Annotated in this window: 18 protein-coding genes and 2 tRNA genes; 8 read left to right on the top strand and 12 right to left on the bottom strand. The window is 70.2% G+C overall.

Features of this window, described 5'->3' with window-relative positions; all coding sequences use genetic code 11:
* Positions 1 to 265: 265 nt before the first annotated feature.
* A complete protein-coding gene (locus ABIC29_RS00435; protein ID WP_354241720.1) occupies positions 266 to 1,741 on the bottom strand; it encodes an MFS transporter in 1,476 nt (491 codons plus the stop codon).
* Between the two features lie 152 nt (positions 1,742 to 1,893).
* On the opposite strand from ABIC29_RS00435, the gene ABIC29_RS00430 reads away from it, so the two are divergent.
* The gene (locus ABIC29_RS00430) at positions 1,894 to 2,319 is read left to right on the top strand and encodes a MarR family winged helix-turn-helix transcriptional regulator (RefSeq protein ID WP_354241717.1); all 426 of its coding nucleotides are present in this window, start codon (positions 1,894 to 1,896) and stop codon (positions 2,317 to 2,319) included.
* 395 nt (positions 2,320 to 2,714) lie between these two features.
* On the opposite strand, the gene ABIC29_RS00425 is transcribed toward ABIC29_RS00430, so the two are convergent.
* From ABIC29_RS00425 to serS, 6 genes are all read right to left on the bottom strand, one after another.
* Positions 2,715 to 2,803, bottom strand: a tRNA-Ser gene (locus tag ABIC29_RS00425).
* 113 nt (positions 2,804 to 2,916) lie between these two features.
* A complete protein-coding gene (locus ABIC29_RS00420; protein ID WP_354241714.1) occupies positions 2,917 to 4,236 on the bottom strand; it encodes an LCP family protein in 1,320 nt (439 codons plus the stop codon).
* A 66-nt stretch (positions 4,237 to 4,302) separates the two neighbouring features.
* A tRNA-Ser gene (locus ABIC29_RS00415) sits at positions 4,303 to 4,387 on the bottom strand.
* Between the two features lie 212 nt (positions 4,388 to 4,599).
* A complete protein-coding gene (locus tag ABIC29_RS00410; protein WP_116080393.1) occupies positions 4,600 to 5,805 on the bottom strand; it encodes an LCP family protein in 1,206 nt (401 codons plus the stop codon).
* A 185-nt stretch (positions 5,806 to 5,990) separates the two neighbouring features.
* On the bottom strand, positions 5,991 to 6,821 hold the full coding sequence (locus tag ABIC29_RS00405) for an HAD family hydrolase (RefSeq protein WP_116080392.1): 831 nt from the start codon (positions 6,819 to 6,821) through the stop codon (positions 5,991 to 5,993).
* Positions 6,818 to 8,086: a serine--tRNA ligase gene (serS, locus tag ABIC29_RS00400; protein WP_116080391.1), complete on the bottom strand. Its 1,269-nt coding sequence runs from the start codon at positions 8,084 to 8,086 to the stop codon at positions 6,818 to 6,820. Before serS ends, ABIC29_RS00405 begins: the two co-directional genes overlap by 4 nt.
* A gap of 46 nt (positions 8,087 to 8,132) precedes the next feature.
* Between serS and ABIC29_RS00395 the strand changes: the two genes are divergently transcribed.
* On the top strand, positions 8,133 to 9,149 hold the full coding sequence (locus ABIC29_RS00395; RefSeq protein ID WP_116080390.1) for a diacylglycerol/lipid kinase family protein: 1,017 nt from the start codon (positions 8,133 to 8,135) through the stop codon (positions 9,147 to 9,149).
* A gap of 310 nt (positions 9,150 to 9,459) precedes the next feature.
* On the opposite strand, the gene ABIC29_RS00390 is transcribed toward ABIC29_RS00395, so the two are convergent.
* Together ABIC29_RS00390 and pheA are read right to left on the bottom strand one after the other, a co-directional pair.
* Positions 9,460 to 10,170, bottom strand: coding sequence for a hypothetical protein (locus tag ABIC29_RS00390; RefSeq protein ID WP_354241708.1), 711 nt, complete (start codon positions 10,168 to 10,170; stop codon positions 9,460 to 9,462).
* Between the two features lie 47 nt (positions 10,171 to 10,217).
* Positions 10,218 to 11,174, bottom strand: a complete 957-nt coding sequence (gene pheA, locus ABIC29_RS00385; RefSeq protein ID WP_116080388.1) for a prephenate dehydratase — start codon at positions 11,172 to 11,174, stop codon at positions 10,218 to 10,220.
* Between the two features lie 81 nt (positions 11,175 to 11,255).
* Here pheA and ABIC29_RS00380 point away from each other — a divergent pair, with 81 nt between their 5' ends.
* Entirely contained in the window at positions 11,256 to 12,545 is a 1,290-nt protein-coding gene (locus ABIC29_RS00380; protein WP_116080387.1) for a DUF445 domain-containing protein, read from the top strand.
* A gap of 63 nt (positions 12,546 to 12,608) precedes the next feature.
* Positions 12,609 to 14,237: a phosphoglucomutase (alpha-D-glucose-1,6-bisphosphate-dependent) gene (pgm, locus tag ABIC29_RS00375; protein ID WP_354241704.1), complete on the top strand. Its 1,629-nt coding sequence runs from the start codon at positions 12,609 to 12,611 to the stop codon at positions 14,235 to 14,237.
* A 135-nt stretch (positions 14,238 to 14,372) separates the two neighbouring features.
* On the opposite strand, the gene ABIC29_RS00370 is transcribed toward pgm, so the two are convergent.
* The 3 genes from ABIC29_RS00370 to ABIC29_RS00360 all read right to left on the bottom strand — a co-directional run bounded on the left by ABIC29_RS00370 (position 14,373) and on the right by ABIC29_RS00360 (position 18,272).
* Positions 14,373 to 15,911: an amidase domain-containing protein gene (locus ABIC29_RS00370; RefSeq protein ID WP_354241701.1), complete on the bottom strand. Its 1,539-nt coding sequence runs from the start codon at positions 15,909 to 15,911 to the stop codon at positions 14,373 to 14,375.
* A gap of 98 nt (positions 15,912 to 16,009) precedes the next feature.
* A complete protein-coding gene (locus ABIC29_RS00365; protein ID WP_354241698.1) occupies positions 16,010 to 17,413 on the bottom strand; it encodes an MFS transporter in 1,404 nt (467 codons plus the stop codon).
* Positions 17,414 to 17,441: 28 nt separating this feature from the next.
* Positions 17,442 to 18,272: a M15 family metallopeptidase gene (locus ABIC29_RS00360; protein WP_354241695.1), complete on the bottom strand. Its 831-nt coding sequence runs from the start codon at positions 18,270 to 18,272 to the stop codon at positions 17,442 to 17,444.
* Between the two features lie 218 nt (positions 18,273 to 18,490).
* Between ABIC29_RS00360 and ABIC29_RS00355 the strand changes: the two genes are divergently transcribed.
* The 4 genes from ABIC29_RS00355 (at position 18,491) to ABIC29_RS00340 (ending at position 23,341) form a co-directional block, all read left to right on the top strand.
* Positions 18,491 to 19,762, top strand: coding sequence for an ABC transporter substrate-binding protein (locus ABIC29_RS00355; protein WP_199471211.1), 1,272 nt, complete (start codon positions 18,491 to 18,493; stop codon positions 19,760 to 19,762).
* An 83-nt stretch (positions 19,763 to 19,845) separates the two neighbouring features.
* A complete protein-coding gene (locus ABIC29_RS00350) occupies positions 19,846 to 20,943 on the top strand; it encodes a carbohydrate ABC transporter permease (protein ID WP_116080383.1) in 1,098 nt (365 codons plus the stop codon).
* Entirely contained in the window at positions 20,940 to 21,872 is a 933-nt protein-coding gene (locus tag ABIC29_RS00345; RefSeq protein WP_116080382.1) for a carbohydrate ABC transporter permease, read from the top strand. Before ABIC29_RS00350 ends, ABIC29_RS00345 begins: the two co-directional genes overlap by 4 nt.
* Positions 21,869 to 23,341 (top strand): GH1 family beta-glucosidase, encoded by a 1,473-nt coding sequence (locus tag ABIC29_RS00340; RefSeq protein ID WP_116080381.1) that lies wholly within the window; start codon positions 21,869 to 21,871, stop codon positions 23,339 to 23,341. The genes ABIC29_RS00345 and ABIC29_RS00340 overlap by 4 nt, the downstream gene beginning before the upstream one ends.
* The last annotated feature ends 16 nt before the right edge of the window (positions 23,342 to 23,357 follow it).

The following is a 23,357-nucleotide window of genomic DNA, read 5'->3' as shown; positions in this document are numbered from 1 at the left end:
CAACACAGGAGGAGTGTGTCAGGCCCATTCATCGCTTGTCAACCACTATTGAGCACCTTCGCTCAATTTGTTGGCCCTGGGTCCGTCCCCCGGGTCGAACGACAGTGTGCTTCAAGAACTCTGGCGCCAGAAGGCAGGGGTATTGACTCACCCTTGGTAGCGCAGGAACTAAGCGACTGATCCGATAATTGCCCGCCGCCGCACAACTGGCATTCCGAGGCGCGACATGACGTTTCTCGTGCCTACCGGACGACGGGCACCCTTCTCACACGTTCGTGCCGGCGCCGACAAGCACTCCGGGCACCGCGTCGATCGAGGCATTCACCTTCACATCCGCCGGCTCGGACGTGGGCTTCGACTTCGGGATGAAGGCCGCCACGAGCGCTGCGATGAGCGTGACGCCGGCACCGATCAGGAGCGCCGTGCGGAAGCCGGCCTCCGACGGCACGGCGACACCACTGAGGGGAACGGTCATCTGCGCGAGCACGACCCCGATGATCGCGGCGCCGATCGTCGTGCCGAGCGAGCGCATGAGCGTGTTGAAGCCGTTCGCCGCGGCCGTCTCGCTGCGCGGCACCGCGCCCATGATGATCGCGGGCATGGCCCCGTATGCGAACGCGACGCCGCCGTTGATGACGAGGCTGGTGGCGAGCAGGCCCCAGGTGCTCCCCATGCCGACGAGCGCGACACCGTAGCCGGCCGCGAGGATCACCGTGCCGAGCACGAGGGTGAACTTGGGGCCGCGCGCGTCGGTGATGCGGCCGCCGATCGGCGAGAGCAGCAGCATCATGAGGCCGGCGGGTGCCATCCAGAGACCGGCCGCGAGGATCGACTGGCCGAGGCCGTACCCGGTCGACGACGGCAACTGCAGCAGCTGCGGCATCACGAGCATGCTCGCGTACATGCCGAACCCGACGAAGATCGACGCGATGTTCGTCAGCAGCACCCGAGGCCGGGCGGTCGTGCGCAGGTCGACGAGCGGATCCTTCGTGCGCGTCTCCCACAGCCCCCACAGCGCGAACACCACGACCGCGAGGCCGAGCAGGCCGAGGGTCGGCCACGAGGCCCAGCCCCATTCCGAGCCCTTCGAGACCGCGAGGATGAGGGCGATGAGACCGACGGCGAGGCCGACGGCGCCGAGGCCGTCGAACCGCTGCCCGGATGCGCCTGCCGGAAGCACCGGCACGAGCCACCAGATCGCGAGCGCGGCGAGCACCGTCACTCCCGACCCGGCCCAGAACAGGACGCGCCAGTCGGCGAACTCCACGACGGCGGCTGAAAGCGGCATGCCGATCGCGCCGCCGACGCCGAGCGTGGCACTCACCGTCGCGATGGCCGACGACAGCTTCTCCTTCGGCACGACGTCGCGCAGCAGCGCGATGCCGAGCGGCACCATGCCGGATCCGATGCCCTGCAGTGCCCGCCCGACGATCATGATCTCGACCGACGGCGCGATCGCGCAGACGATGCCGCCGACGATGAGCGGCAGCGCGAGCAGGAGCATCATCCGACGCTTGCCGAACAGGTCACCGAGCCGGCCGGAGATCGGCACCGCGACGGCCGCAGCCAGCAGCGTGGCCGTGACGATCCATGCGGTGTTCGATGACGGCGTGTCGAAGATGACGGGGAACTGCGCGATCAAGGGCGTGACCATCGTCTGGGTGATCGACGACGCAATGCCCGCGAACGCGAGGACGGCGACGATGAGGCCCGGTCGAGCCACGGCCCTGGGCGAAGTCATGCGTTCTCCAACTCTTGCATTATGCATCATGCAGCAGATATGCATCATGCATATGTGCTGTGCATATGCACTATACACTTTCCGCTAGACTCGGCACCACCCAAGGGAGGAACGCCATGCAACGTCGCGTCGCCGACATCGAGTACGAGCAGATGCTGCACAGCCGGTACACCATCGCTCAGCACCGATCCGCGGACGGCCTCGAGCGCAGCGCATACCTCCTGCTCAGCCGCATCCACGCCGAAGGTCCGAAGTCCATCGGAGAATTGAGCGAGTTCTTCCGCCTCGATACCTCGACCGTGCAGCGCCAAACCAGCGCCGCAATGCGTGCGGGCCTCATCGAGCGCATCCCGGATCCCGACGGCGGCATCGCACGAAAGTTCGCACTGACGGGGGCTGGCTTGACGAGCCTCACGGAGGTGCGCGAGCGATCGGTGCGCGCACTCGACGACATCCTGTCGGACTGGTCAGACGAAGACGTCGCGACGTTCGCCGACCTGTTGCATCGCCTCAACCAGGACATCGAGCAGTACAGCGCGGCGACGCGCGAGGCACGCAGGCGAACCGCGGCGAGTTAACAACGCGCACGCATTGCTGAACTCCTCGTGCCTCCCACGGCGCGCGGCGGATTCCTTGGCTCGGGCCTCGGACGCCCGACGTCGACGACGCTGGCGGTTGAAGACGTCATCGACGCGTAAGGAGAACCAGCGTGGGCGCCACCGTCGCCGCAAACCTCGTGGCCGGCCGATTCACCTCGGACCATTGCTCCCTCGCATCCCGCATCACGAGCCCCATTGGCGCGCCGGAAAGGCCCCGAAACACGCGATCCATTCGCTTCTTCACCCTCAGGGCGACAGAAGTTCCTCGAAGCTCCTTGCCAGAAGCAAAAGAAGCCCCCGACGTTACGTCGGGGGCTTCTTTTGAAGCAAGTTCTTCTCACGAAAGGGCTGAATTCTCTCAACAGCCCAGAGCGCGGAGACGAGGGGATTTGAACCCCTGGTCCCCTTACGGGGACTCCACCTTAGCAGGGTGGTGCACTCGGCCGGACTATGCGACGTCTCCTCGCGAACGCTTGCACGCGCGCGACTGCCATCATAACCCGCGGATGCCGCGAAACACGATTCGGGGCCCCTCGGCGATCTCCCGCCGCTCGGACGCCCGCCACGGGGTCGCGACTACTGGTCGTCGAGGGACCGACCCGAGGAGCAGCGCGTCTCGGCCGCGGTCTGGCCGGACACGTCGCCGGGGAGCGCCTCGGCCGTCGGGGCGGGCGCGGCGGGATCGACGGGCGCCGCGGCATCCGTCGTCTCCTCGGTCGCGGGATCGGCGACGGGCTCCGTGCCCTCGGCGGGCGGGACGGCGTTCGGGTCACCGGCCGATGCGAACGCCGACTCCTGCGCGACCGGATCGAAGACCACCGGCATGTCGTTCTGGAGGGCGGTGTTCACGTACTCGGCCGAGTCGGTCGGGGCGACGGCGCCGCCGCCTTCGACATACGCCGTCGGGTACTGGATGAACGCGATCTTGTTCAGATCGGTGTCCTTGAGGGCCTTGGCGATCGAGATCATGCGGGTCGGGTCCATGAGGCTGTCGGACAGCTGCATGTTCGCGAGCGCGGCCTTCGCGATGCCGTAGAGCTTCGTGGGGTCGGTCAGGGTTCCGTTGGACTGCAGGGTCCGCGCGAGCGACGAGAGGAAGACCTGCTGGTTCGAGATCCGGGCGAGGTCGCTGCCGTCGCCGACGCCGTGCCTGGTGCGCAGGAACTGCAGTGCGTCCACGCCGGAGAGCGTGTGCATGCCCGCGTCGAGGAAGGTGCCGGTGTACTCGTCCTCGATGGGGTCCGCGACGCAGACCTCGACGCCGCCGACGGCCTCGGACAGGCCTGCGACGCCCATGAACTGCACGATGCCGGCGAACGGGACCGTCACGCCGACGAGGTTCTCGACGGTCTTCACGACGCATCCGAGTCCGCCGTGCGAGAGGACCGTGTTGATCTTCACGTCGCTGAGCTCGGAGAGCGGGTCTCCGGCGGGATCCTCGGGATCCGTGCACTCGGGAACGTCGACGAGCATGTCACGCGGGAAGCTGACGACCGACGCGTTGGTGTGGTCCTCGGAGATGTGCATCAGCATCGTGACGTCGTTCAGCACGGCGGTCTCCTCGGTGGGATCGCCGAACCACTCGCCCTGGCCCTCCCGGCTGTCGCTGCCGACCACCAGGAGGTTGATGCCGCCTTCCATGGCACCGACGTCGGGCACGCCCTCGAGCACCTTCTCGTTGCCGAGGGTGACGGTCGGCTGCGCCGTGCTCGCGAGATCCCATGCCGCATAGGCTGCGACCGCGGTGCCCGAGACGAGGGCGACCGCGGCGACCGAGGCGACGACCTTGGCGAACGAGCGCCAGACGCTGTGGGGCTTCAGCCGGCCGTGACGGGCGATGGCGGGGTTCTTCGCTGCGTTCCGGGAACTGTACTGGCGGTCGTCTGTCACGGTCACCTCTCTCGGGATCGTCGTTTCGGCGGGCGAACGGTTCGGGGCGGCAGGGGGACATCGGCGCGAGAGCGGAGGGCGTGGGATTCGAACCCACGAGACATTTCTGCCCACTGGTTTTCAAGACCAGCTCCATCGGCCGCTCGGACAGCCCTCCTTGCCGCATCGGAGAAATGGGACGACCTCCGGGGCGGACAGGCCACGATTCTAGCCGACTCGCATCTCAGCAAGCCTCGCAGGGCACCCTGTGAACGTGCTGAGGCGCACTCGGGGCGCGCACGACAGCCCGGACGAGGGCTCGGACGACGGCGTGGCCGAGCACCGCCCGCGACCGGCTCGGAGCGCATCCGGCCGACCGGCCGCGCCCGATCAGCCCTCGTTCGCGCTCGAGCAGCGCACCTCGGCCGCGGTCTGGCCCGTGACATCGGAGGGCAGTGTTCCCGGCGTCGTCGCCGGCGCCTCCTCGGTGCCGTCGCCCTCCGGCGCCTGTTCGGTGGCGGGCGGCACCGCTCCGGGATCGGTCGCCGTGCCGAACTCCGACTCCGAGGTCGCCGCAGGGTCGAGCACGATCGGCTGGTCGGTCTGCAGCGCGGTGTTCACGGCGTCGGCGGATGCCGACGGCTCGACGGCGCTGAAGTCATCCGTGTAGACGGTCGGATACTGCACGAACGCGATCTTCGACAGATCGATGTCCTGCACCGCACGGGCGATCGAGATCAGGCTCGTGGGGTTCTGCAGGGCCGACGAGAGCGTCATGTTCGAGAGGATCGCCTTCGCGATCGCGAAGAGCTTCACCGGGTCGTTCAGCGTCCCCGATGACTGGAGCGTGCGCATGAGCGCGGACAGGAACACCTGCTGGTTCGAGATGCGCCCGAGGTCGCTGCCGTCGCCGACGCCGTGCCGCGTGCGCAGGAACTGCAATGCGGCCATGCCGGTGAGGGTGTGCATCCCTGGGTCGAGGTAGGTGCCGGTGTAGTCGTCGGAGATCGCCTCGGCCACGCAGACCTCCACGCCGCCGACGGCCTCGGCCAGCGCCGCGACGCCGTAGAACTCCACGATGCCGCCGACGGGGATGGTGATGCCCGTGAGCTCCTCGACGGTGGCGGCGACGCAGCCGAACCCCCCGTACGAGAGCACGGTGTTGATCTTGACCGAGGAGAGCGCCGACAGCGGCTCGCCGGACGGATCCGCGGGATCGGGGCACTCGGGCACGGAGACGAGCATGTCCCTCGGAAAGCTGACGACCTCGACGTGCGAGTGGTCCTGCGAGATGTGCACGAGCATCGTGACGTCGTTCAGCACCGCCGAGTCCTCCTCGGGGTCGCCGAAGGCGCCGTCGGCCGGCCGCTTGTCGCTGCCGACCAGCAGGAAGTTGAGCCCGCCCTCCATGGCCCCGATGTCGGGCACGCCCTCGAGGAGCTCCTCGTTCGCGAGGGTGAGCGCCGGTTTCGCGACCGCGGTCGAGACGAGGTCGACGGCGGCGAAGGCCGCCACCGCGATGCCGCTCACGGCGACGATCGCCACGATCGCCCCCACGAGCTTGGCGCCCGAGATCCATCCGCTGTGCCGGGGCATCCGCCCGTGCCGTGGCGGTACGGGCTTCAGCGGCCGCGCCGGCGGCAGCCCCGGGACGCCCGGATCGGCGCCATCGGACCCTTCGCCGTGATCGCCCAAGAGGCCCCCTCCCCCACCAGTGCCGAGTGTAACTCTGCGAGCCGGTGACCAGAAGGAGGCGGCGCGATCGACGGGTTCCGCGTCGTCTAGGGCAGCGTGTCGAGCACCACGGCGAGGCCGGCCTCGTCGATGCCGCCCGTGACCTCGGTCGCGGCGGCCTTGACCTCGTCGGGCGACTGCCCCATTGCGACGGCACGGCCCGCGGCGCCGGCCCAGGCGAACATCTCGATGTCGTTGCGTCCGTCGCCGACGGCGATGACCCGGTCGAGGTCGTGCCCCTGCCAGCCGCGGACGCGTTCGAGCGCGGTCGCCTTGCTCACGCCGTCGGGTGCGATGTCGAGCCAGGCGGTCCAGCCGATGGCGTAACTGACCTGGTGCAGGCCCATGCCGGCGACGATGTCCATGAACTCGTCGGTGCCGTGCTCTGGCGAGACGACGACGACGCGCGTCGCGCTCGGCACGAAGAGGCCCTCGAACTCGACCTGGCGCGCGGAGTCGAGGTTCCACGTGTCCATGCCGGCGGTGTAGAGGCGGTCGCCGTCGGGGAGCTCGACCATGAACCGGCCGTCGGGGAGGAACGAGCGGATGCGCTCGAGCGCCGCCGACGGGTCGAACGTCTCGATGTGCGTTCGCACGTACCCGTCGGATGCCGCGTCGTCGCGCTTCATCGTGACCGCGCCGTTCGCGCACACCACGTACTCGGGCCGGAGCCCGAGCGTCTCGAGCACGGGCGAGGTGCCGGACCACGAGCGGCCGGTCGCGATCGTGACCTCGTGTCCGCGATCGCGGGCGGAGGCCACGGCCGACGCGACCGCGGGGTCGATCGACTCGTCTTCGTGCATGATCGTGCCGTCGACGTCGAGCGCCACGAACCACGGGTCGGTCACGAGGTCGGCCCGCGGCATCCGCTCGCTCATCGCGTGACGGGTTCGAGCACCTCGAGGCCGCCGAGGTACCCGCGCAACGCCTCCGGCACGCGCACCGACCCGTCGGCCTGCTGGTGCGTCTCGAGGATCGCGACGATCCAGCGCGTGGTGGCCAGGGTTCCGTTGAGCGTCGCGACCGGCGCCGTCTTGCCCGATTCGGTGCGGTGACGGATGTCGAGGCGACGCGCCTGGAAGGTCGTGCAGTTCGACGTGGAGGTGAGCTCGCGGTACGCGCCCTGGGTGGGCACCCACGCCTCGACGTCGTACTTGCGGGCGGCGCTCGAACCGAGGTCGCCTGCGGCGGTGTCGATGACGCGGTAGCTGAGGCCCAGGTCCTGCAGCATGCCCTCCTGCCAGGCGAGCAGGCGCTCGTGCTCGGCCTCGGCGTCGGCGGGGTCGATGTAGCTGAACATCTCGAGCTTGTTGAACTGGTGCACGCGGATGATGCCGCGGGTGTCGCGGCCGGCCGAGCCCGCCTCGCGGCGGTAGCACGTCGACCAGCCCGCGTAGCGGATGGGCCCGTTCGACACGTCGATGATCTCGTCGGCGTGGTAGCCGGCGAGCGCGACCTCGCTCGTGCCCGTGAGGTAGAGGTCGTCGGCGGGCAGGTGGTAGATCTCGTCGGCGTGGGCGCCGAGGAACCCGGTGCCCTGCATGATCTCGGGGCGCACGAGCGTGGGCGTGATGAGCGGCGTGAATCCCGCCGCGAGCGCCCGGTCGAGGCCCATGTTCATGATCGCGAGCTCGAGGCGCGCGCCGATGCCCTTGAGATAGTGGAACCGCGCGCCGGCGACCTTGGCGCCGCGCTGCATGTCGATGGCGTCGAGGAGCTCGCCGATCTCGAGGTGGTCGCGCGGCTCGAAGTCGAACGTCGGGCGCTCGCCGACCTCGCGGAGCAGCACGAAGTCGTCTTCGCCTCCGGCGGGCACGCCCTCGACGACGACGTTGCCGATGCGCCGCACGGCCTCGGTGAACGCCTCTTCGGCGACGGCGGTCTCGGCGTGGGCGTGCTTGACCCTGGCGGCGAGCTCCTGGGCCTGCGCGACGAGCGCGGCCTTCTCGTCTTTCGGCGCCTTGGCGACCTGCTTGCCGAAGGCGTTCTGCTCGGCGCGGAGCGTCTCGTAGGCGGAGATCGCCTTGCGGCGGTGCGCATCGAGGTCGACCGCGGCATCCACGAGCGCCGCGGACTCGCCACGCAGCTCCTGCGAATGCTTGATCAGGTCGGGGTTCTCTCGAAGCAGCACGGGGTCGATCACGCGTGCAAGTCTATCCGCGGCGCCCGCATGCAATACCGTTGGCACCGTGGCGCGGGGCGAGATGCGGAAGGCGGCGAAGTCCGCAGGCGACCGACCGCGCGTCGCCGTGATCTTCAACCCGAGCAAGCAGGGCGTCGAGACCCTGCGCACGACCATCGTCGAGGTCGCCGAACAGCACGGCTTCGCGGAGCCGACCTGGATCGAGACGACCGTCGACGACCCGGGCAAGGGCATGGCCCTCGAGGCGCGCGCGGCGAAGGTCGACCTCGTCGTCGCGGCGGGCGGCGACGGCACCGTGCGCTCGGTCTCGGCCGGGCTCCGCGAGAGCGGCATCCCGCTCGGCATCGTGCCGATCGGCACCGGCAACCTGTTCGCGCGCAACGTCGGCATCCCGGTGAACGACATGCACGCCGCGGCGGTGCTCGCCTTCACGGGCCTCGATCGTGCCGTCGACGTCGTCGTCGCCGATATCACGCGACCCGATGGCGACACCGAGACCCACACGTCGCTCGTGATGGCCGGCATCGGCATCGACGCCACCATGATCTCGAGCACGAACCCCGACCTGAAGAAGCGCGTCGGCTGGCTCGCGTACGTCGACGCCGGGCTGCGCGCCCTGCCGGCATCCAAGCCCTACCGCGCCTACTACCGAACGGATGCCGGGCGGCTGCACCGGTCGAAGGTCTCGACGATCCTCGTGGCGAACCTCGGCTACCTGCCGGGCAACATCGAGCTGATCCCCGACGCGCAGCTCGACGACGGTCGCCTCGACATGGCCGTGCTGCAGCCGCGCAACTTCCTCGAGTGGATCTTCATCTGGCGCAAGGTGACATGGGAGAACCCGGTGCTGCGCAAGTCGGCGCTCGGCCGCCAGATCATGGACCTCACGGGCGGCAGCCGCCGACGCGAGATCGTCTACTCGCGCGGTCGCTCGGTCGACATCGAGATCGGCGAGGGCGCCGAGGAGTTCGAGATCGACGGCGACGAGTTCGGCACCGTGGTCTCGGCCAGGTTCACGGTCGACCCCGCCGCGCTCATCGTGCGCGTGTCCTCGCTCGACTGAACGCCGGTCGGCACCTCGGTCGGGCGTGCACCCCGCGGCCAGAAGCACCAGACGAACACGAGGGCCAATGCGGATGCCGCGGCCAGCACGCCGAGCGCACCGCTGGCCTGGCCGAGCGCACCCAGCATCGCCCAGTGCTCGTTCATCGCGAGCATGTCCGCCTCGGACATGGCCTCGCCGCCCCAGGAGTTCAGGGCGTCGTACCCCTCGGCGATCACGCGCGAGAGGCCCTGCAGCCCGACGAGCGAGAGCACGAACACGGCGGCGAGGGCGATCACCGCGGGGGTGCGGAGCAGCGTCGACGAGCGCCTCACGAGTGCCGCCGGCGCCCGGACTGCACGGCCCAGATCGCGAGCACGACGACGGTGCCGAGCGCCCCCGCCTGCACGAGGCCCATGCCGAGCGCGGAGAGCGCGCTCAGGAACGCCTGCGTCTCGGCCCCGCTCATGCGACCGGTGGGGCGCATCTGCTCGAGGCTCACGTTCCACGAGACCACGACGCCCACGACGACGAACCCGATGCTCGCGGCGAGCGCGACCCAGAATGCGAGCGACGGATGCCGCACGAACGGCGACTCGCTCTCGGAGTCCGCGTCGACGTCGACGTGCTCGCCATGTCGGCGGTCGAATCCGGAGTCGGCAGGTTCGGCGGGTGCGGGCGACGGCCCGATGCGGCCCCGATGCTGCGGCTCGTCGGATTCGGCGGCGTCTGGGGCCGCCGCGCGGTCGGCCGGGGGGCCGAAGTAGGCCAGCAGTGCGGCGGCATGGTCGTCGTCGAGCTGATCCGGCCTGACGACGCGCTCAGGAGGTCGGACCTCGCGTCCGACGGCCGGTTCCGCACGGATGCCGGTCTCACGACGCTGCGACGCCCGACCGGCGGCGGGTTCGGCGAGTGCGGGTTCGGTGGCGGCCTCCGCGACGGACGCCTGAGGCGAGGCGGTCGCCGCGGCATCCGGCGTGTACCCGCGTTGGAACCTCGGATCGAACCTCGGGTCGATGCCCCGCGCGGCCTCGTTGCTCATCGCGTGTCCTTCGGTGTCGGTGGCCTGGCCCGGTCTCGGACGGCCGCTCAGTCGGGCTCGCCGCTCAGCAGGCCGCGCAGCCAGTCGCGCGCCTCGATGAAGATCTCGTCATCGTACTTCGCGTGGTACTCGATCTCGCGCTGGTCGGCGCGGGGGTAGGAGCCGAGGAAGATGACGTTGGGGCTCGTGCGGCGCAGGCCGAGCAGGGCGTCGGCGACGCGCTCGTCGGCGACGTGTCCGTCGAGGTCGACGACGAAGCGGTAGCGGCCGAGGGCGTCGCCGATCGGACGCGACTCGAGCAGCGAGAGGTTCACGCCTCGCGTCGAGAACTGCTCGAGCATGGCGAGGAGCGCGCCGGGCTCATCGCTCGGCAGCTCGACGATGAGGCTCGTCTTGTCGGCCCCGGTCGGCTCGGGCAGGGCGCGCGAGCGCGACACGAGCACGAACCGGGTCACGGCGTTGGGGTTGTCGCCGATGTCGCGCGCGAGCACGGTGACGTCGTGGTGGTCGGTGATGCCGGGCGGGGCGACCGCGGCATCGGCCGCGTTGTCCGGGTCGAAGAGGGATGCCGCCGACTGCACGTTGCTCGAGGCGGGGATGTGCCCGTGCTCCGGCAGGTGCCGCTCGAGCCAGCCGCGCGACTGCGCGTAGGCCACGGGATGCGCGTTGACCGTGCGCACGTCGGCGAGCGTCGTGCCCGGGCGGGCGACGAGCACGAAGTTCACGGGCACGAGCACCTCGCCGACGATGCGGAGGCCGGGCACCGTCGCGAGCGCGTCCTGCGTCGCCGAGACGCCGCCCTCGATCGAGTTCTCGATCGCGATCATCGCGGCGACCGAGCGACCGCTCGTGACATCCGCGAGGGCCTCGCCCACGTTGTTGACCGACCGCCACGTCTTGCCGGCCGCCTCCGGCACCTGCTTCAGCGCGGCCTCGGTGAAGGTGCCGGCCGGCCCGAGGTACGAGTACGTCTCGTCGGGGGGCGTGGCTGCGGCATCCGTCATGCAGCAAGCCTAGCCAGCGGTCGGGCGCCGAAGGGCTAGCGTCGAGATCGTCCGCGACACGCCAACCGTGAGGAGGACGCCATGACCTCGACCCTCGAGACGCCGGCCCGCCGTCGAGCCGTGCCGACCGATGCCGAGCGCCTGCGGGCCCTTCGGAGCATGAAGCGCCTCGCGACCGGGCTGCTCGTCCTCGCCGCGATCGTGTTCGCCGTGGCCTTCGCCCTGCAGGACGAGATCCCGTGGCTCGCGTACGTGCGGGCGGCGGCCGAGGGCGCGATGGTCGGCGCGATCGCGGACTGGTTCGCGGTCACGGCGCTGTTCCGGCATCCGCTCGGCCTGCCGATCCCCCATACCGCGATCATCCCGACGCGCAAGAACGAGATCGGCGCGACGCTCGGCGCCTTCGTCGAGGACGAGTTCCTCTCCGACGAGGTCGTGCTCGGCAAGCTCCGCTCGATCGGCATCTCGCGCCGCCTCGGCGGGTGGCTCGCGCAGCCCGCCAACGCCGAGCGGCTGACCGCGGAGGCATCCGTCGCCGCCCGCGGGGTTCTCGAGCTCCTGGGCGACGACGACGTCGAGGACGTCATCGAGCGCCTCGCACGCACGCACCTCTTCGAGCCGGAGTGGGCGCCGTCGGTCGGCCGCGTCGGCGCACGCCTCGTGGCCGCCGACCAGCAGCGTGCCGCCGTCGACGGCCTGCTCGACAAGGCCGAGGAGTGGCTCGTCGCGCATCCCGAGGCGTTCGGCAGCATGGTCTCCGACCGCCTGCCGCGATGGATGCCCGGCTTCGTCGACCGGCTCGTCGACGATCGTGCGGCCCGCGAGGTGCTCGCCTTCGTGCACGCGGTGCGCGACGACCCGCGGCATCCGCTGCGCGAGGCGATCGATCGCTACCTCGCCGATCTCGCCGAGGCCCTGCAGCACGACCCCGCCACGATCGCCCGCGTCGAGGGCATCAAGAACGACCTGCTCGAGAGCCCGCGCGTGCGCGAATTCGCGGGCGAGGCCTGGACCGCCGTGAAGGCCGCCCTCGACGACTCGCTCGCCGACCCCGAGAGCGAGCTGCGTGCGAGCCTGCGCTCCGCGATCGTCGAGGTCGGCACCCGGCTCGTCACCGACGAGACGCTGGCCGCGAAGGTCGACACCTGGGTGACGGATGCCGCGGCCTACGTCGTGCGCACCTACCGGCACGAGATCGCGGGCGTCATCACCGAGACCGTCGAGCGCTGGGACGCCGCGGAGACGACCCGCAAGCTCGAGCTGCAGGTCGGACGCGACCTGCAGTTCATCCGCATCAACGGCACGGTCGTCGGCGCCCTCGCCGGGCTCGCGATCTTCTCCGTCGCGACGGCGCTGCACGCCGTCGTCTGAGCGCTCGCGCGTTTCGCACCTCCCCAAGGTGCGGCCGGCGCGGAGTCGCGCCAGACTGGGCGCATGCACGAACGCGCGGGAACCCCGGCCACCGAGTCCGACCTCATCGACGTCGAAGCGCTCATCAGGGCGTACTACGAACAGAAACCGGATGCCTCCGTGCCCGAGCAGCGGGTCGCGTTCGGCACCTCGGGCCACCGGGGCTCCTCGTTCACGACGAGCTTCAACGAGCACCACATCCTCGCGATCACGCAGGCGATCGTGGAGTACCGCACGGCGCAGGGCATCACCGGGCCGCTGTTCATCGGCTCCGACACGCACGCGCTGAGCGCGCCCGCGCAGACCACGGCGCTCGACGTGCTCGTCGGCAACCGGGTGCGCGTGCTCGTCGACCAGTTCGACGACTACGTGCCGACGCCCGCGCTCTCGCACGCGATCCTCTCGTGGAACAACGACCCGGCCAAGCGCGCCGAGGGCGAGGCCGACGGCATCGTCATCACGCCGTCGCACAACCCACCCCAGGACGGCGGATTCAAGTACAACCCGCCGCACGGCGGCCCGGCCGACTCCGACGCGACGGGCTGGATCGCGAACCGGGCCAACGAGCTCATCGCCGACGGCCTCCGCGAGGTCAAGCAGGCCGAGCCGAGCGCGGTCGAGACCTACGACTTCCGCACCGCGTACGTCGCCGACCTCGCGAACATCATCGACGTCGAGGCCATCAAGCGCAGCGGCATCAGGATCGGCGCCGACCCGCTGGGCGGGGCATCCGTCAACTACTGGGCCGCGATCCGCGACGCGTACGGCCTCGACCTCACGGTGGTCAACGAGCGCGTCGACCCCGCGTGGTCGTTCATGACGCTCGACTGGGACGGCAAGATCCGCATGGACCCGTCGTCGCCGAGCGCGATGGCGTCGGTGCTCGAGCACGGCAGCAGCTTCGACATCCTCACCGGCAACGACGCCGACGCCGACCGACACGGCATCGTGACGCCCGACGGCGGCCTGATGAACCCCAACCACTACCTCGCGGTCGCGATCGAGTACCTGTTCGCGCACCGGCCCGAGTGGCGTGCGGATGCCGCGATCGGCAAGACCCTCGTGTCGAGCTCGATGATCGACCGCGTCGCCGCGGCCCTCGGGCGCCGGCTCTGGGAGGTGCCGGTCGGCTTCAAGTGGTTCGTGCCCGGGCTCGTCGACGGCTCGGTCGGGTTCGGCGGCGAGGAGAGCGCCGGCGCGTCGTTCCTGCGGTTCGACGGCACGGTCTGGACGACCGACAAGGACGGCATCCTGCTGTGCCTGCTCGCCTCCGAGATCCGCGCGGTCACGGGCCGCTCCCCCTCCGAGCTCTACGCCGACCTCGTCGAGCGGTTCGGCGATCCGGCCTACGAGCGCAAGGATGCCGCGGCGACCCCCGCGCAGAAGGCGGCCCTCGGCAAGCTCACGGGCGATGCGATCTCGGCCACCGAACTCGCCGGGCAGCCCATCACCGCGAAGCTCTCGCACGCGCCGGGCAACGACGCGGCCATCGGCGGCGTCAAGGTCGAGACGGCCGACGCGTGGTTCGCGGCGCGCCCCAGCGGCACGGAAGACGTCTACAAGATCTACGCCGAGTCGTTCAAGGGCGCCGAGCACCTCGCGCAGGTGCAGGAGGAGGCCAAGCGCGTCGTGGACGCCGCCCTCGGCGGCTGAACCTGCGGGGCCGTATCGCCGGTCGAGTGGCGACGCAGGAGCGTATCGAGACCCCGCCCGCCAACGGGTCTCGATACGGCCCTGGCGGGCCTACTCGACCGGCGACGGCGCGAGTGCGCCGCGCGGCATCCGGGATCAGTGGATCGAGAAGTACGTGACCGATCCGCCGCCCGAGGCCAGCGCCTCGTCGACATCCCAGTAGTCGATGTCCTTCGTGTGCCCGCCGACCCACACCCTGGTGCCGGCGTCGGTCTGCTCGACGCGCGTGACGACGGCCGTGTGGTCGCGGTCGCCGGAGGAGTCCCAGTCGAACTGGGCGATGTCGCCGACCTTGACCTGGGCGCGCTGCGAGTCGTCGAGCGCCGTCGCCCTGGCGGGCTGGCTCAGGAGGTAGTCGCGCAACGCGGTGGAGCTCGACCAGCTCGAGGACATCGTGCCGGTCGACCCGTCGTAGAACCAGCCGCCGTCCATCGCCCAGCCGCGGGCCACGAGGGACTGGCTCGCGAAGTTCGCGCAGTCGACGCCGCCGAACACGGGGTACTGGGCCGAGTTGTAGCTGCTCCAGTAGGTGGCGACGTAGGCCAGCTGCGCGTCGATGCCGGCGTCGCTCGTGTAGGTGAGCGTGAGGGGCGCCGCCGTCTTCTCGCCGACGGTCGCGGCACCCTTCACCTCGGCGGTCGCGACCGACGAGATGAGGCCCGCGACCGACGAGGCGGGCGCCTCGGTCGTGACGACTTCGACCGGCTGGCCGGCCGCATCGGTCATGGTCACGTCGACGGCCGCGCCGGTCGAGGCCTGCGCGACGGCCGGCACCTGGAACGTGATCTGCGCGTCGTCGACGGCGACGATGGTCGCGGGCGTGGAGCCGACCGTGACGGAGGCCACCTCGTCGAGCGAGCGGCCCTGTACGGTCACCTGCGTTCCGCCGGTGAACGGGGCCGCCGCCGTGGAGAGCCCGCTCGTGATCGCGGGCAGCGGCTCGGCCGCGACGGCCGGGGTGAGCGAGTCCTTGGTCGCCGCCCTCGTCGCCTCGGCGATGGTCTCGATGCTGTCGGCGCTCAGGTCGGCGGTCGCGCTCTCGGCGACCGAGTCGGAGGCCTCCGCGTCGGCCGGGATGAGCGCGCCGAACGCGCTGAGCCCGATGAACGCCATGGCCGATCCGAGTGCGGCCGTGCGTCGGACGGACGCCCCAGCACCCTTGCCTGCCGACTTGCCCGGCTTGCCCGCCACGGCGCGGCGGTTGCGCACGCGCTCGGCGCGGTGTCGCGGCGTCGTCGTTCCGCGTCGCGTGTCCGTGACCTCGACCGGGCCGTCGGCGGCGAGCTCGTCGGTGTCCGTCTCGGTCGGATCGGCCGGCTCGGTCGCGTCGTCGGTCGCCGTCTCGGCGGGGGCGGTCGCCTCGATCGCCGGCACCGTCTCGGCGGCGGCGATCGAGACGGTCGCGGTCGCCACGGCCTGCTGGATCACGGGGGTCGTCTCGGTCGCGCGGGTCGCGTCGATCGAGGCGGGTTCCGCCGTCAGCTCGACCGTCGTCGCGGCCTCGACGCCGTCGGCAGCGCCCTTCGAGCGCGCCGTGCGGCGTCGCTTCGAGGGTGCGTGCTCGGGCTCGGATTCGAGGGCGGGTGCCCGGAAGGTGGCGCGGCGAAGGACGGGGAGATCGGAGGGATTCAGCAAACCGTGGCGTTTCGGGTCGTCGTGCGGGGGGACACCCAGCCCAACACGCGAATTTGTGAGGATCCCTCTCGAACGCTGGGAGACCTATGAGAGCGCGTTCACGCGGAGACCGCGCGGCGGAGCATCGCCATCCGCAGCCCGACCACCGCGAGCGGCACCAGCACGAGCAACGCGACCATGTTCACACCCGCGAATCCGAACGCGCCGAGCACCAACCCGGAGAGTGCTGCGGATGCCGCGGCCGCGACGTTCATCGCGGCATCCGTCGCCCCTTGCAGCGGAACGCGCAACCTCGCGTCGACCGACGTGGTGAGCAGGGTGGATCCGCCGATCATGCCGGCGGACCACCCGAGCCCGAGCAGTCCGAGGGCGAGCGGCACGAAGATCACGTCGCCGCCCGGGGCGAGGATGCCGATGACCGCCGCCACGACGAGGATCGCCACGCCGAGCAGGATCACCCGCACGGAGCCGACACGGTCGACGAGCCATCCCATGAGCGGACTCGCCCCGTACATGCCGAGGATGTGGATGCTGAGCACGAGTCCGACGAGGTTCAGCGACATGCCGTGCTGGGTCATGTGGATGGGCGTCATGACCATGACCCCCACCATCACGGTGTGCGAGCACACGACCGCGAGGATCGCGAAGAGCGAACGCGGCGAGCGCGACGCCGCTCGCAGGGCGGCGAACGAGCCGACGGGCTTCTGCCCGGGGGCGTCGGCAGCACCGGCACCGGCAGCGGGGTCGGCAGCGGGAGCCGCGACCTCGGCCCCGGCGGCGCTCCCCGCGCCGGGGTCGGGGGCGACCCCGACGAGGCCGGGAACGGGATCGACCGGGCCCCCCGCGGCATCCGGGATCGCGTCGGTCTCGAGCACGCCGGCGCGCGGCATGCGCAGGAGCGTGGCGACGAGCAGGGTGGAGGTCGCGAACGCGACCGCCGAGAAGACGAACGATCCGACGAGATGCGGCAGCCCGAACGCGGCACCCACGCGGTCGCCGGTCTCGGAGAGCAGCGGGCCGGCGACCGACCCGATCGTCGTGGCCCAGAGCACGAGCGACATCGAGCGCGCCTCGAAGCCCGGCGCCGCGACCTCGGTCGCCGCGAACCTGGCCTGCAGCCCGGCCGCGGCGGCCGCCCCGAACGCCGCGAGCCCGACGAACACCAGCACGACCCAGCCGCTCGTGGCCGCCGCGACCACGAGCAGGGCCCCGACGGCGGCGAGCCCGTAGCCCGCGGCCAGCGCGACGTGCCGCCCGGAACGCACGGCGAGGCGCGCGAGCGGGATCGCGACGATCGCCGCGCCGAGCACGCTCGCGGACTGCGCGAGGCCGCCCATCGCGACGACGCCCGTGAGGTCGGCGACGAGGATGGCCGCGAGCGCCATGCCCGTCGCGACGCCGATGCCCGCGAGCAGCTGGTTGACGATGAGCACCGACAGGGCGAGCCCGCGACGCGAGCGACGCGAACCCGTGCCGGCCGGCCGCGGCATCCGCTCGCTCATCGCCCGATCATGGCACGCGCCACGGACATCACGTGCTCAGCGGCACCGCCGGGAGCCCGAAGAACTCCTCGAGGGTCGTGAAGCCGGTGTCGTGCATCTCGGTCGCGAGCTCGACGCCGATGTAGCGGTAGTGCCAGGCCTCGTGCGGGTACCCGGTGACGTCGACCTTGTCGGCCGGATACCGCAGCAGGAAGCCGAACCGGTACGCGTTGGCGCGCAGCCACTCGCCCTCCGGGCTGTCTTCGAGGCATTCGAACGTGCAGCCGTTCTCGGCGCCGATGTCCATCGCGAGACCGGTCTGGTGCTCGCTCGCACCCGGTGGGGCCGTCGTCGGGTCGCTGCCGTCGCCGTACAGGTCGACCTGCGTCGAGTAGCTGCGGAACGCGCTGTTCGACGCGAGGTACAGGTCGGCCTCGTCGGCGGCGGCCTGGAACATCGCGACGGCCGCGTCGGACGCCTCCTGGCGCATGAGCGGCGCCCAGGTGTGGGCCACCGGCACCTCGACGAGGTCGTCGGGCTCGTAGTCCTGCGGGTTCAGCGGGCGCAGCTTGTTGACGACGACCCAGATGCTCGCAGGGTCGTCGATCGACCTGGCCGTCGTGTCGAAGGTGTCGACGGCGGCCGGTGCGGAGGGCTGGGACGGTGCCGGGCGGGGCGTCGCACCGGTGCTCGGATCGCCGCCGACCGCGCCCTCGCCCGCGCTCGCATGGGACCCGGATGTCGCGCCCTGCGCTGATCCGGCCACGGCGCCGATGACGACCGCGGCGACTGCCACGAGCACGAGGCTGAGGACGCCGGCGACCGTCAGGCGCCGCCGCTGCACGGCCTCGGAGGGCTGGTCGGGCTCGTCTGCAGACACCACCCGAGTCTACGCCGGGGCTCGGCCCACCCCTCGTCGGGGTGACACGAAGGTCACGCTTCGGTAACGAAGCCCGTGGGTGAGAGCGCTCTCATTGACATTCGTGAGAGCGCTCTCGTAAAGTCATGGCTGCATCGTGAGAGCGCTCTCACCCAGTGGGTCGGCGCGTCCTCACGTGACCATTCCGTTACCCATCACACGCACACAAAGGAGTGACCGTGAAGCTTTCACGACGCACCAGGGCGATCGCAGCCGTCACCGGCGCCGCATCCATCGCCATCATCGCAGCGGGCTGCGCCCCCTCGTCCGACTCGGGCTCGAGCGACGGCAAGGTCGAACTGACGGTCGCCACGTTCAACGACTTCGGGTACACCGACGAGCTCCTCCAGGAGTACATGGACGCCAACCCGAACGTGAAGGTCGTGCAGAACGTCGCCGCGACGTCGAACGACGCACGCGCCAACTACTTCCAGAAGCTCGGCAAGAAGGGCCTCGCCGACGTCGAGGCCATCGAGGTCGACTGGCTGCCCGAGGTCATGCAGTACTCCGACCTCCTCGCACCCGTTCCCGAGGACCTGAACGACCGCTGGCTCGACTGGAAGACCGAGGCGGCGACCGATGCCGACGGCAACCTCATCGGCTACGGCACCGACATCGGCCCCGAGGGCGTCTGCTACCGCTCCGACCTGTTCGCCGCGGCCGGCCTCCCGACCGACCGCGAAGAGGTCGCCAAGCTGCTCGACGGCGACTGGGCGAAGTACTTCGAGGTCGGCGCGCAGTACACCGCCGCGACCGGCAACGCGTTCTTCGACTCCGCAGGCGGCACCTACCAGGGCATGATCAACCAGGTCGATGCAGCCTACGAGGACCCCGAGTCGGGCGACATCACGGCCACCGAGAACGCCGAGGTCGAGGACATCTACAACCAGGTGCTCGACGCCAGCGCGACGCAGTCCGCTCACCTCGGCCAGTGGTCCGACGACTGGATGGCCGGCCTCTCCAACGGCGCCTTCGCCACGATGCTCTGCCCCGGCTGGATGCTCGGCGTCATCTCGGGCAACGCCGAGGACGTCACCACGTGGGACATCGCCAACACGTTCCCGAACGGCGGCGGCAACTGGGGCGGCTCGTACCTGACCGTCCCCGCCAACGGCGCCAACGTCGAAGAGGCCCAGAAGCTCGCCGACTGGCTCACCGCCCCCGAGCAGCAGGTCAAGGCCTTCGAGAACGCCGGCACCTTCCCGAGCCAGAACGACGCGCTGACGTCCGACACGCTCCTCGGCTCGACCAACGAGTACTTCAACAACGCTCCGGTCGGCCAGATCCTCACGGACCGCGCCAACGCCGTCACCGTCGCCCCCTTCAAGGGACAGTTCTACTTCCAGGTGAACGACGCCATGCAGAAGGCCCTCACGCGCGTCGAAGACGGCACGCAGGACAAGAAGGCTTCGTGGGACCAGTGGGTCTCCGAGGTCGAGGCGATCGGCTGATCTGAGCCGACCTCTCACGTGGCGGGTCGGGCATTCCCGGCCCGCCACGATCCTCGCCCCCACCTGAATTCGAAGGAACGACCGTGACCTCGACAAAAACGGCTCCGCCGTCCGCCCCGAGCCCCGAGCAGGCACGGCCCGACCGCACCGAGCGCACCCCTCGCCGCATCGCCTTCGGGCACAAGCTCAGCAAGTGGGACCTCAAGCTCTCCCCCTACCTCTACATCTCCCCGTTCTTCATCCTGTTCGCGATCACCGGGCTCTTCCCCATCGCGTACACCGCGGTGATCTCCTTCATGGACTGGGACCTGGTGCGCAACAGCGGCACCTTCATCGGCTTCGACCAGTACGTCTACGTGCTCACGCAGCCGAAGTTCTGGATCGCGCTGCGCAACACGTTCAGCATCTTCCTGCTCTCGAGCGTGCCCCAGCTGATCCTCGCCGTCTTCATCGCGACGATGCTCGACCAGAACATCCGCGCCAAGACCTTCTGGCGCATGGGCGTGCTGCTGCCCTACGTCATGGCCCCCGTCGCCGTGGCCCTCATCTTCAGCAACATGTTCGGCGACAAGTACGGACTCGTGAACACCACGCTCGCCGACCTCGGCCTCCCGCCGGTCATGTGGCACAGCGACGCCTTCGCCAGCCACATCGCCATCTCGACGATGGTGAACTTCCGCTGGACCGGGTACAACACGCTGATCCTGCTCGCCGCCATGCAGGCGATCCCGCGGGACTACTACGAGGCGGCGTCCATCGACGGCGCCAACCGCTTCCGCCAGTTCACGGCGATCACGCTGCCGAGCCTGCGCCCCACGCTGATCTTCGTCATCATCACCTCGACCATCGGCGGCCTGCAGATCTTCGACGAGCCGCGCATGTACGACCAGTACGGCACCGGCGGCGCGAACTCGCAGTGGCTCACCATCTCGCTCTACCTGTACGACATCGGATGGGGGCAGTGGAACTTCGGCCGCGCCGCGGCGCTCGCCTGGATCCTGTTCATCATCATCCTCGCCATCGGCGTCATCAACATGCTCGTGACCAACCGCCTCGTCCGAGACGAGGGCACTCGCGACGGCGTCAGCCGCCGCAGTCGCCGCGCGGCCGCCGCAGCGGCCCGCAAGCAGCTCGAGCACCGCGCCGACACCAACGACAAGACCACGGAGGTGGCACGATGACCGCCACGGAGCCCGCAACCCAGGCGACCACCAGCCTGAACACCGTCGCGGCGGTGACGGTGGATGCGAAGGACCCCAAGCGCCGCCTGCGCTCGCGTCCCGTGCGCGGCTCGCGCCCCGGATGGTTCGTCTACACGGCCCTCGCCATCGTGCTCGGCTCGGCGATCTTCCCGTACTACTGGTCGTTCCTCATCGGATCGGGCGACGCCGGCACCATCCGCGACCCGAACATGTCGTGGCTGCCGGGCGGCAACTTCATCGAGAACGCCCTGACGGTCGTCAACGACCCGGCCGTGAACTTCTGGCGGGCGCTCTGGAACTCGATCTACAGCTCGGCGCTCATCGCCCTGTCGGTCGTGTTCTTCTCGACCCTCGCCGGCTGGGCGTTCGCGAAGCTGAAGTTCAAGGGCGGCAAGTGGCTGCTCGTCTTCGTCGTCGCCACCATGGCCGTGCCGATGCAGCTCGGCGTCGTGCCGCTCTACATCCTGTTCGCCGACCTCGGCTGGACCGGCAACATCGGCGCGATCATCATCCCCGCGCTCGTCACGGCGTTCGGCGTGTTCTGGATGACCCAGTACATCCAGCAGTCGGTGCCGGACGAGCTGCTCGAAGCCGCCCGCGTCGACGGCGCCAACTCGTTCCGCACGTTCCTCACGGTCGGCCTCCCGGCGGCGCGCCCCGCGGCGGCCATGCTCGGCCTCTTCACGTTCGTCACCGCGTGGAACAACTTCTTCTGGCCGTTCATCGTGCTCGACCGCAGCGACCCGACGCTGCCCGTGGCGCTCTCGCTGCTGCAGTCGAACCACTTCGTCGACTACTCCATCGTGCTCGCCGGCGTGCTGCTGTCGACCATCCCCCTGCTCATCCTCTTCGTCTTCGCGGGCAAGCAGCTCGTCAGCGGCATCATGGCGGGAGCCGTGAAGGGATGACCATCGAACTCCGAGAGGACCTCAGCGCTGTGAACGACGCTGCCACCGAGAACCGCCCCTTCCCCGCCGACTTCCTGTTCGGCGCGGCCACCGCGGCCTACCAGATCGAGGGCGCGGCCCACGAGGGCGGACGCAAGGACTCCATCTGGGACGCGTTCAGCCGCGTGCCGGGCGCCGTCATCAACGCCGACAACGGCGACGTCGCCTGCGACCACTACCACCGCTACGCCGACGACGTCGCGCTCATGCAGCGCATCGGCCTGCAGACCTACCGGTTCTCGACCTCGTGGGCCCGCATCCGGCCCGACGGCGGCGCGGTCAACCCCGAGGGGCTCGACTTCTATTCGCGCCTCGTCGACGAACTCCTGGGCGCGGGCATCAAGCCGTGGCTCACGCTCTACCACTGGGACCTGCCGCAGGCCCTCGAGGAGAAGGGCGGCTGGGCGAACCGCGACACCGCCGAGCTCTTCCGCGACTATGCGCTCTCGGTGCACGACGCGCTCGGCGACCGGGTCGGCGTCTGGACCACGCTCAACGAGCCGTGGTGCTCGTCGTTCCTCAGCTACACCGGCGGCGCGCACGCCCCTGGGCGCCAGAGCGTGCCCGACGGGATCGCCGCGGGCCACCACCTGATGCTCGCCCACGGCCTCGCCGTGCAGGCGCTGCGCGAGCGCGACCCCGAGCTCGAGCTCGGCATCACGCTGAACCTGGCGCCGGTGCACGCGGTCGACCCGACCGACCCGGCCGACGTCGACGCCGCACGACGCATCGACGGCCAGTTCAACCGCTTCTTCCTCGACCCGATCTTCCGCGGCGAGTACACGGCCGACCTGGTCGAGGACCTCGGCCCACTCGGCCTCGACGCGGTCGTGAAGCCCGGCGACCTCGAGATCATCTCGACGCCCATCGACACGCTCGGCGTGAACTACTACCACGGCGAGTACGTCAGCGGCCATGCGCCGGCCGAGGTGCTCGCGGGCTCCGCGCCCACCGATCGTGCGACGCGGTCGCCGTTCCCGGCCGCCGAGAACGTGCACTGGCACCCCCAGGGCCTTCCGCTCACGGCGATGGACTGGGAGGTCGAGCCCGACGGCCTTCGCCGGCTGCTCAAGCGCGTCCACGAGGAATACGCGGATGCCGCGGGCGTGCGCCTCTACGTCACCGAGAACGGTGCCGCCTACGACGACGTCGTGGAGCCCGACGGCTCGGTGCACGACGCGGAGCGCGCCGAGTTCCTGCGCGGCCACCTCGGCGCGATCCTCGACGCGATCGACGAGGGCGTGCCCGTGCACGGCTACTTCTACTGGTCGCTCATGGACAACTACGAGTGGGCATGGGGCTACGACAAGCGCTTCGGGCTCGTGCGCGTGGACTACGACACGCAGGAGCGCACGCCGAAGCTCAGCGCGCACTCCTACTCCTCCATCATCGAGAGCCGGTCGCTCCCGGCGGGCCCATCGGCCACCTGACCGGCAGCCACCGCGG

It is taken from the genome of Agromyces sp. PvR057 (assembly GCF_040547485.1).
Lineage (GTDB): Bacteria > Actinomycetota > Actinomycetes > Actinomycetales > Microbacteriaceae > Agromyces.
This window is presented reverse-complemented; position numbering and strand designations above follow the sequence as displayed.

Excerpts from the sequence above, each read along its gene's own strand:
- ABIC29_RS00435 (WP_354241720.1), bottom strand. The coding sequence starts at position 1,741 with ATGACTTCGCCCAGGGCCGTGGCTCGACCGGGCCTCATCGTCGCCGTC.
- ABIC29_RS00430 (WP_354241717.1), top strand. The coding sequence starts at position 1,894 with ATGCTGCACAGCCGGTACACCATCGCTCAGCACCGATCCGCGGACGGC.
- ABIC29_RS00410 (WP_116080393.1), bottom strand. The coding sequence starts at position 5,805 with ATGCCCCGGCACAGCGGATGGATCTCGGGCGCCAAGCTCGTGGGGGCG.
- ABIC29_RS00405 (WP_116080392.1), bottom strand. The coding sequence starts at position 6,821 with ATGAGCGAGCGGATGCCGCGGGCCGACCTCGTGACCGACCCGTGGTTC.
- ABIC29_RS00390 (WP_354241708.1), bottom strand. The coding sequence starts at position 10,170 with ATGAGCAACGAGGCCGCGCGGGGCATCGACCCGAGGTTCGATCCGAGG.
- pheA (WP_116080388.1), bottom strand. The coding sequence starts at position 11,174 with ATGACGGATGCCGCAGCCACGCCCCCCGACGAGACGTACTCGTACCTC.
- ABIC29_RS00380 (WP_116080387.1), top strand. The coding sequence starts at position 11,256 with ATGACCTCGACCCTCGAGACGCCGGCCCGCCGTCGAGCCGTGCCGACC.
- pgm (WP_354241704.1), top strand. The coding sequence starts at position 12,609 with ATGCACGAACGCGCGGGAACCCCGGCCACCGAGTCCGACCTCATCGAC.
- ABIC29_RS00365 (WP_354241698.1), bottom strand. The coding sequence starts at position 17,413 with ATGAGCGAGCGGATGCCGCGGCCGGCCGGCACGGGTTCGCGTCGCTCG.
- ABIC29_RS00345 (WP_116080382.1), top strand. The coding sequence starts at position 20,940 with ATGACCGCCACGGAGCCCGCAACCCAGGCGACCACCAGCCTGAACACC.
- ABIC29_RS00340 (WP_116080381.1), top strand. The coding sequence starts at position 21,869 with ATGACCATCGAACTCCGAGAGGACCTCAGCGCTGTGAACGACGCTGCC.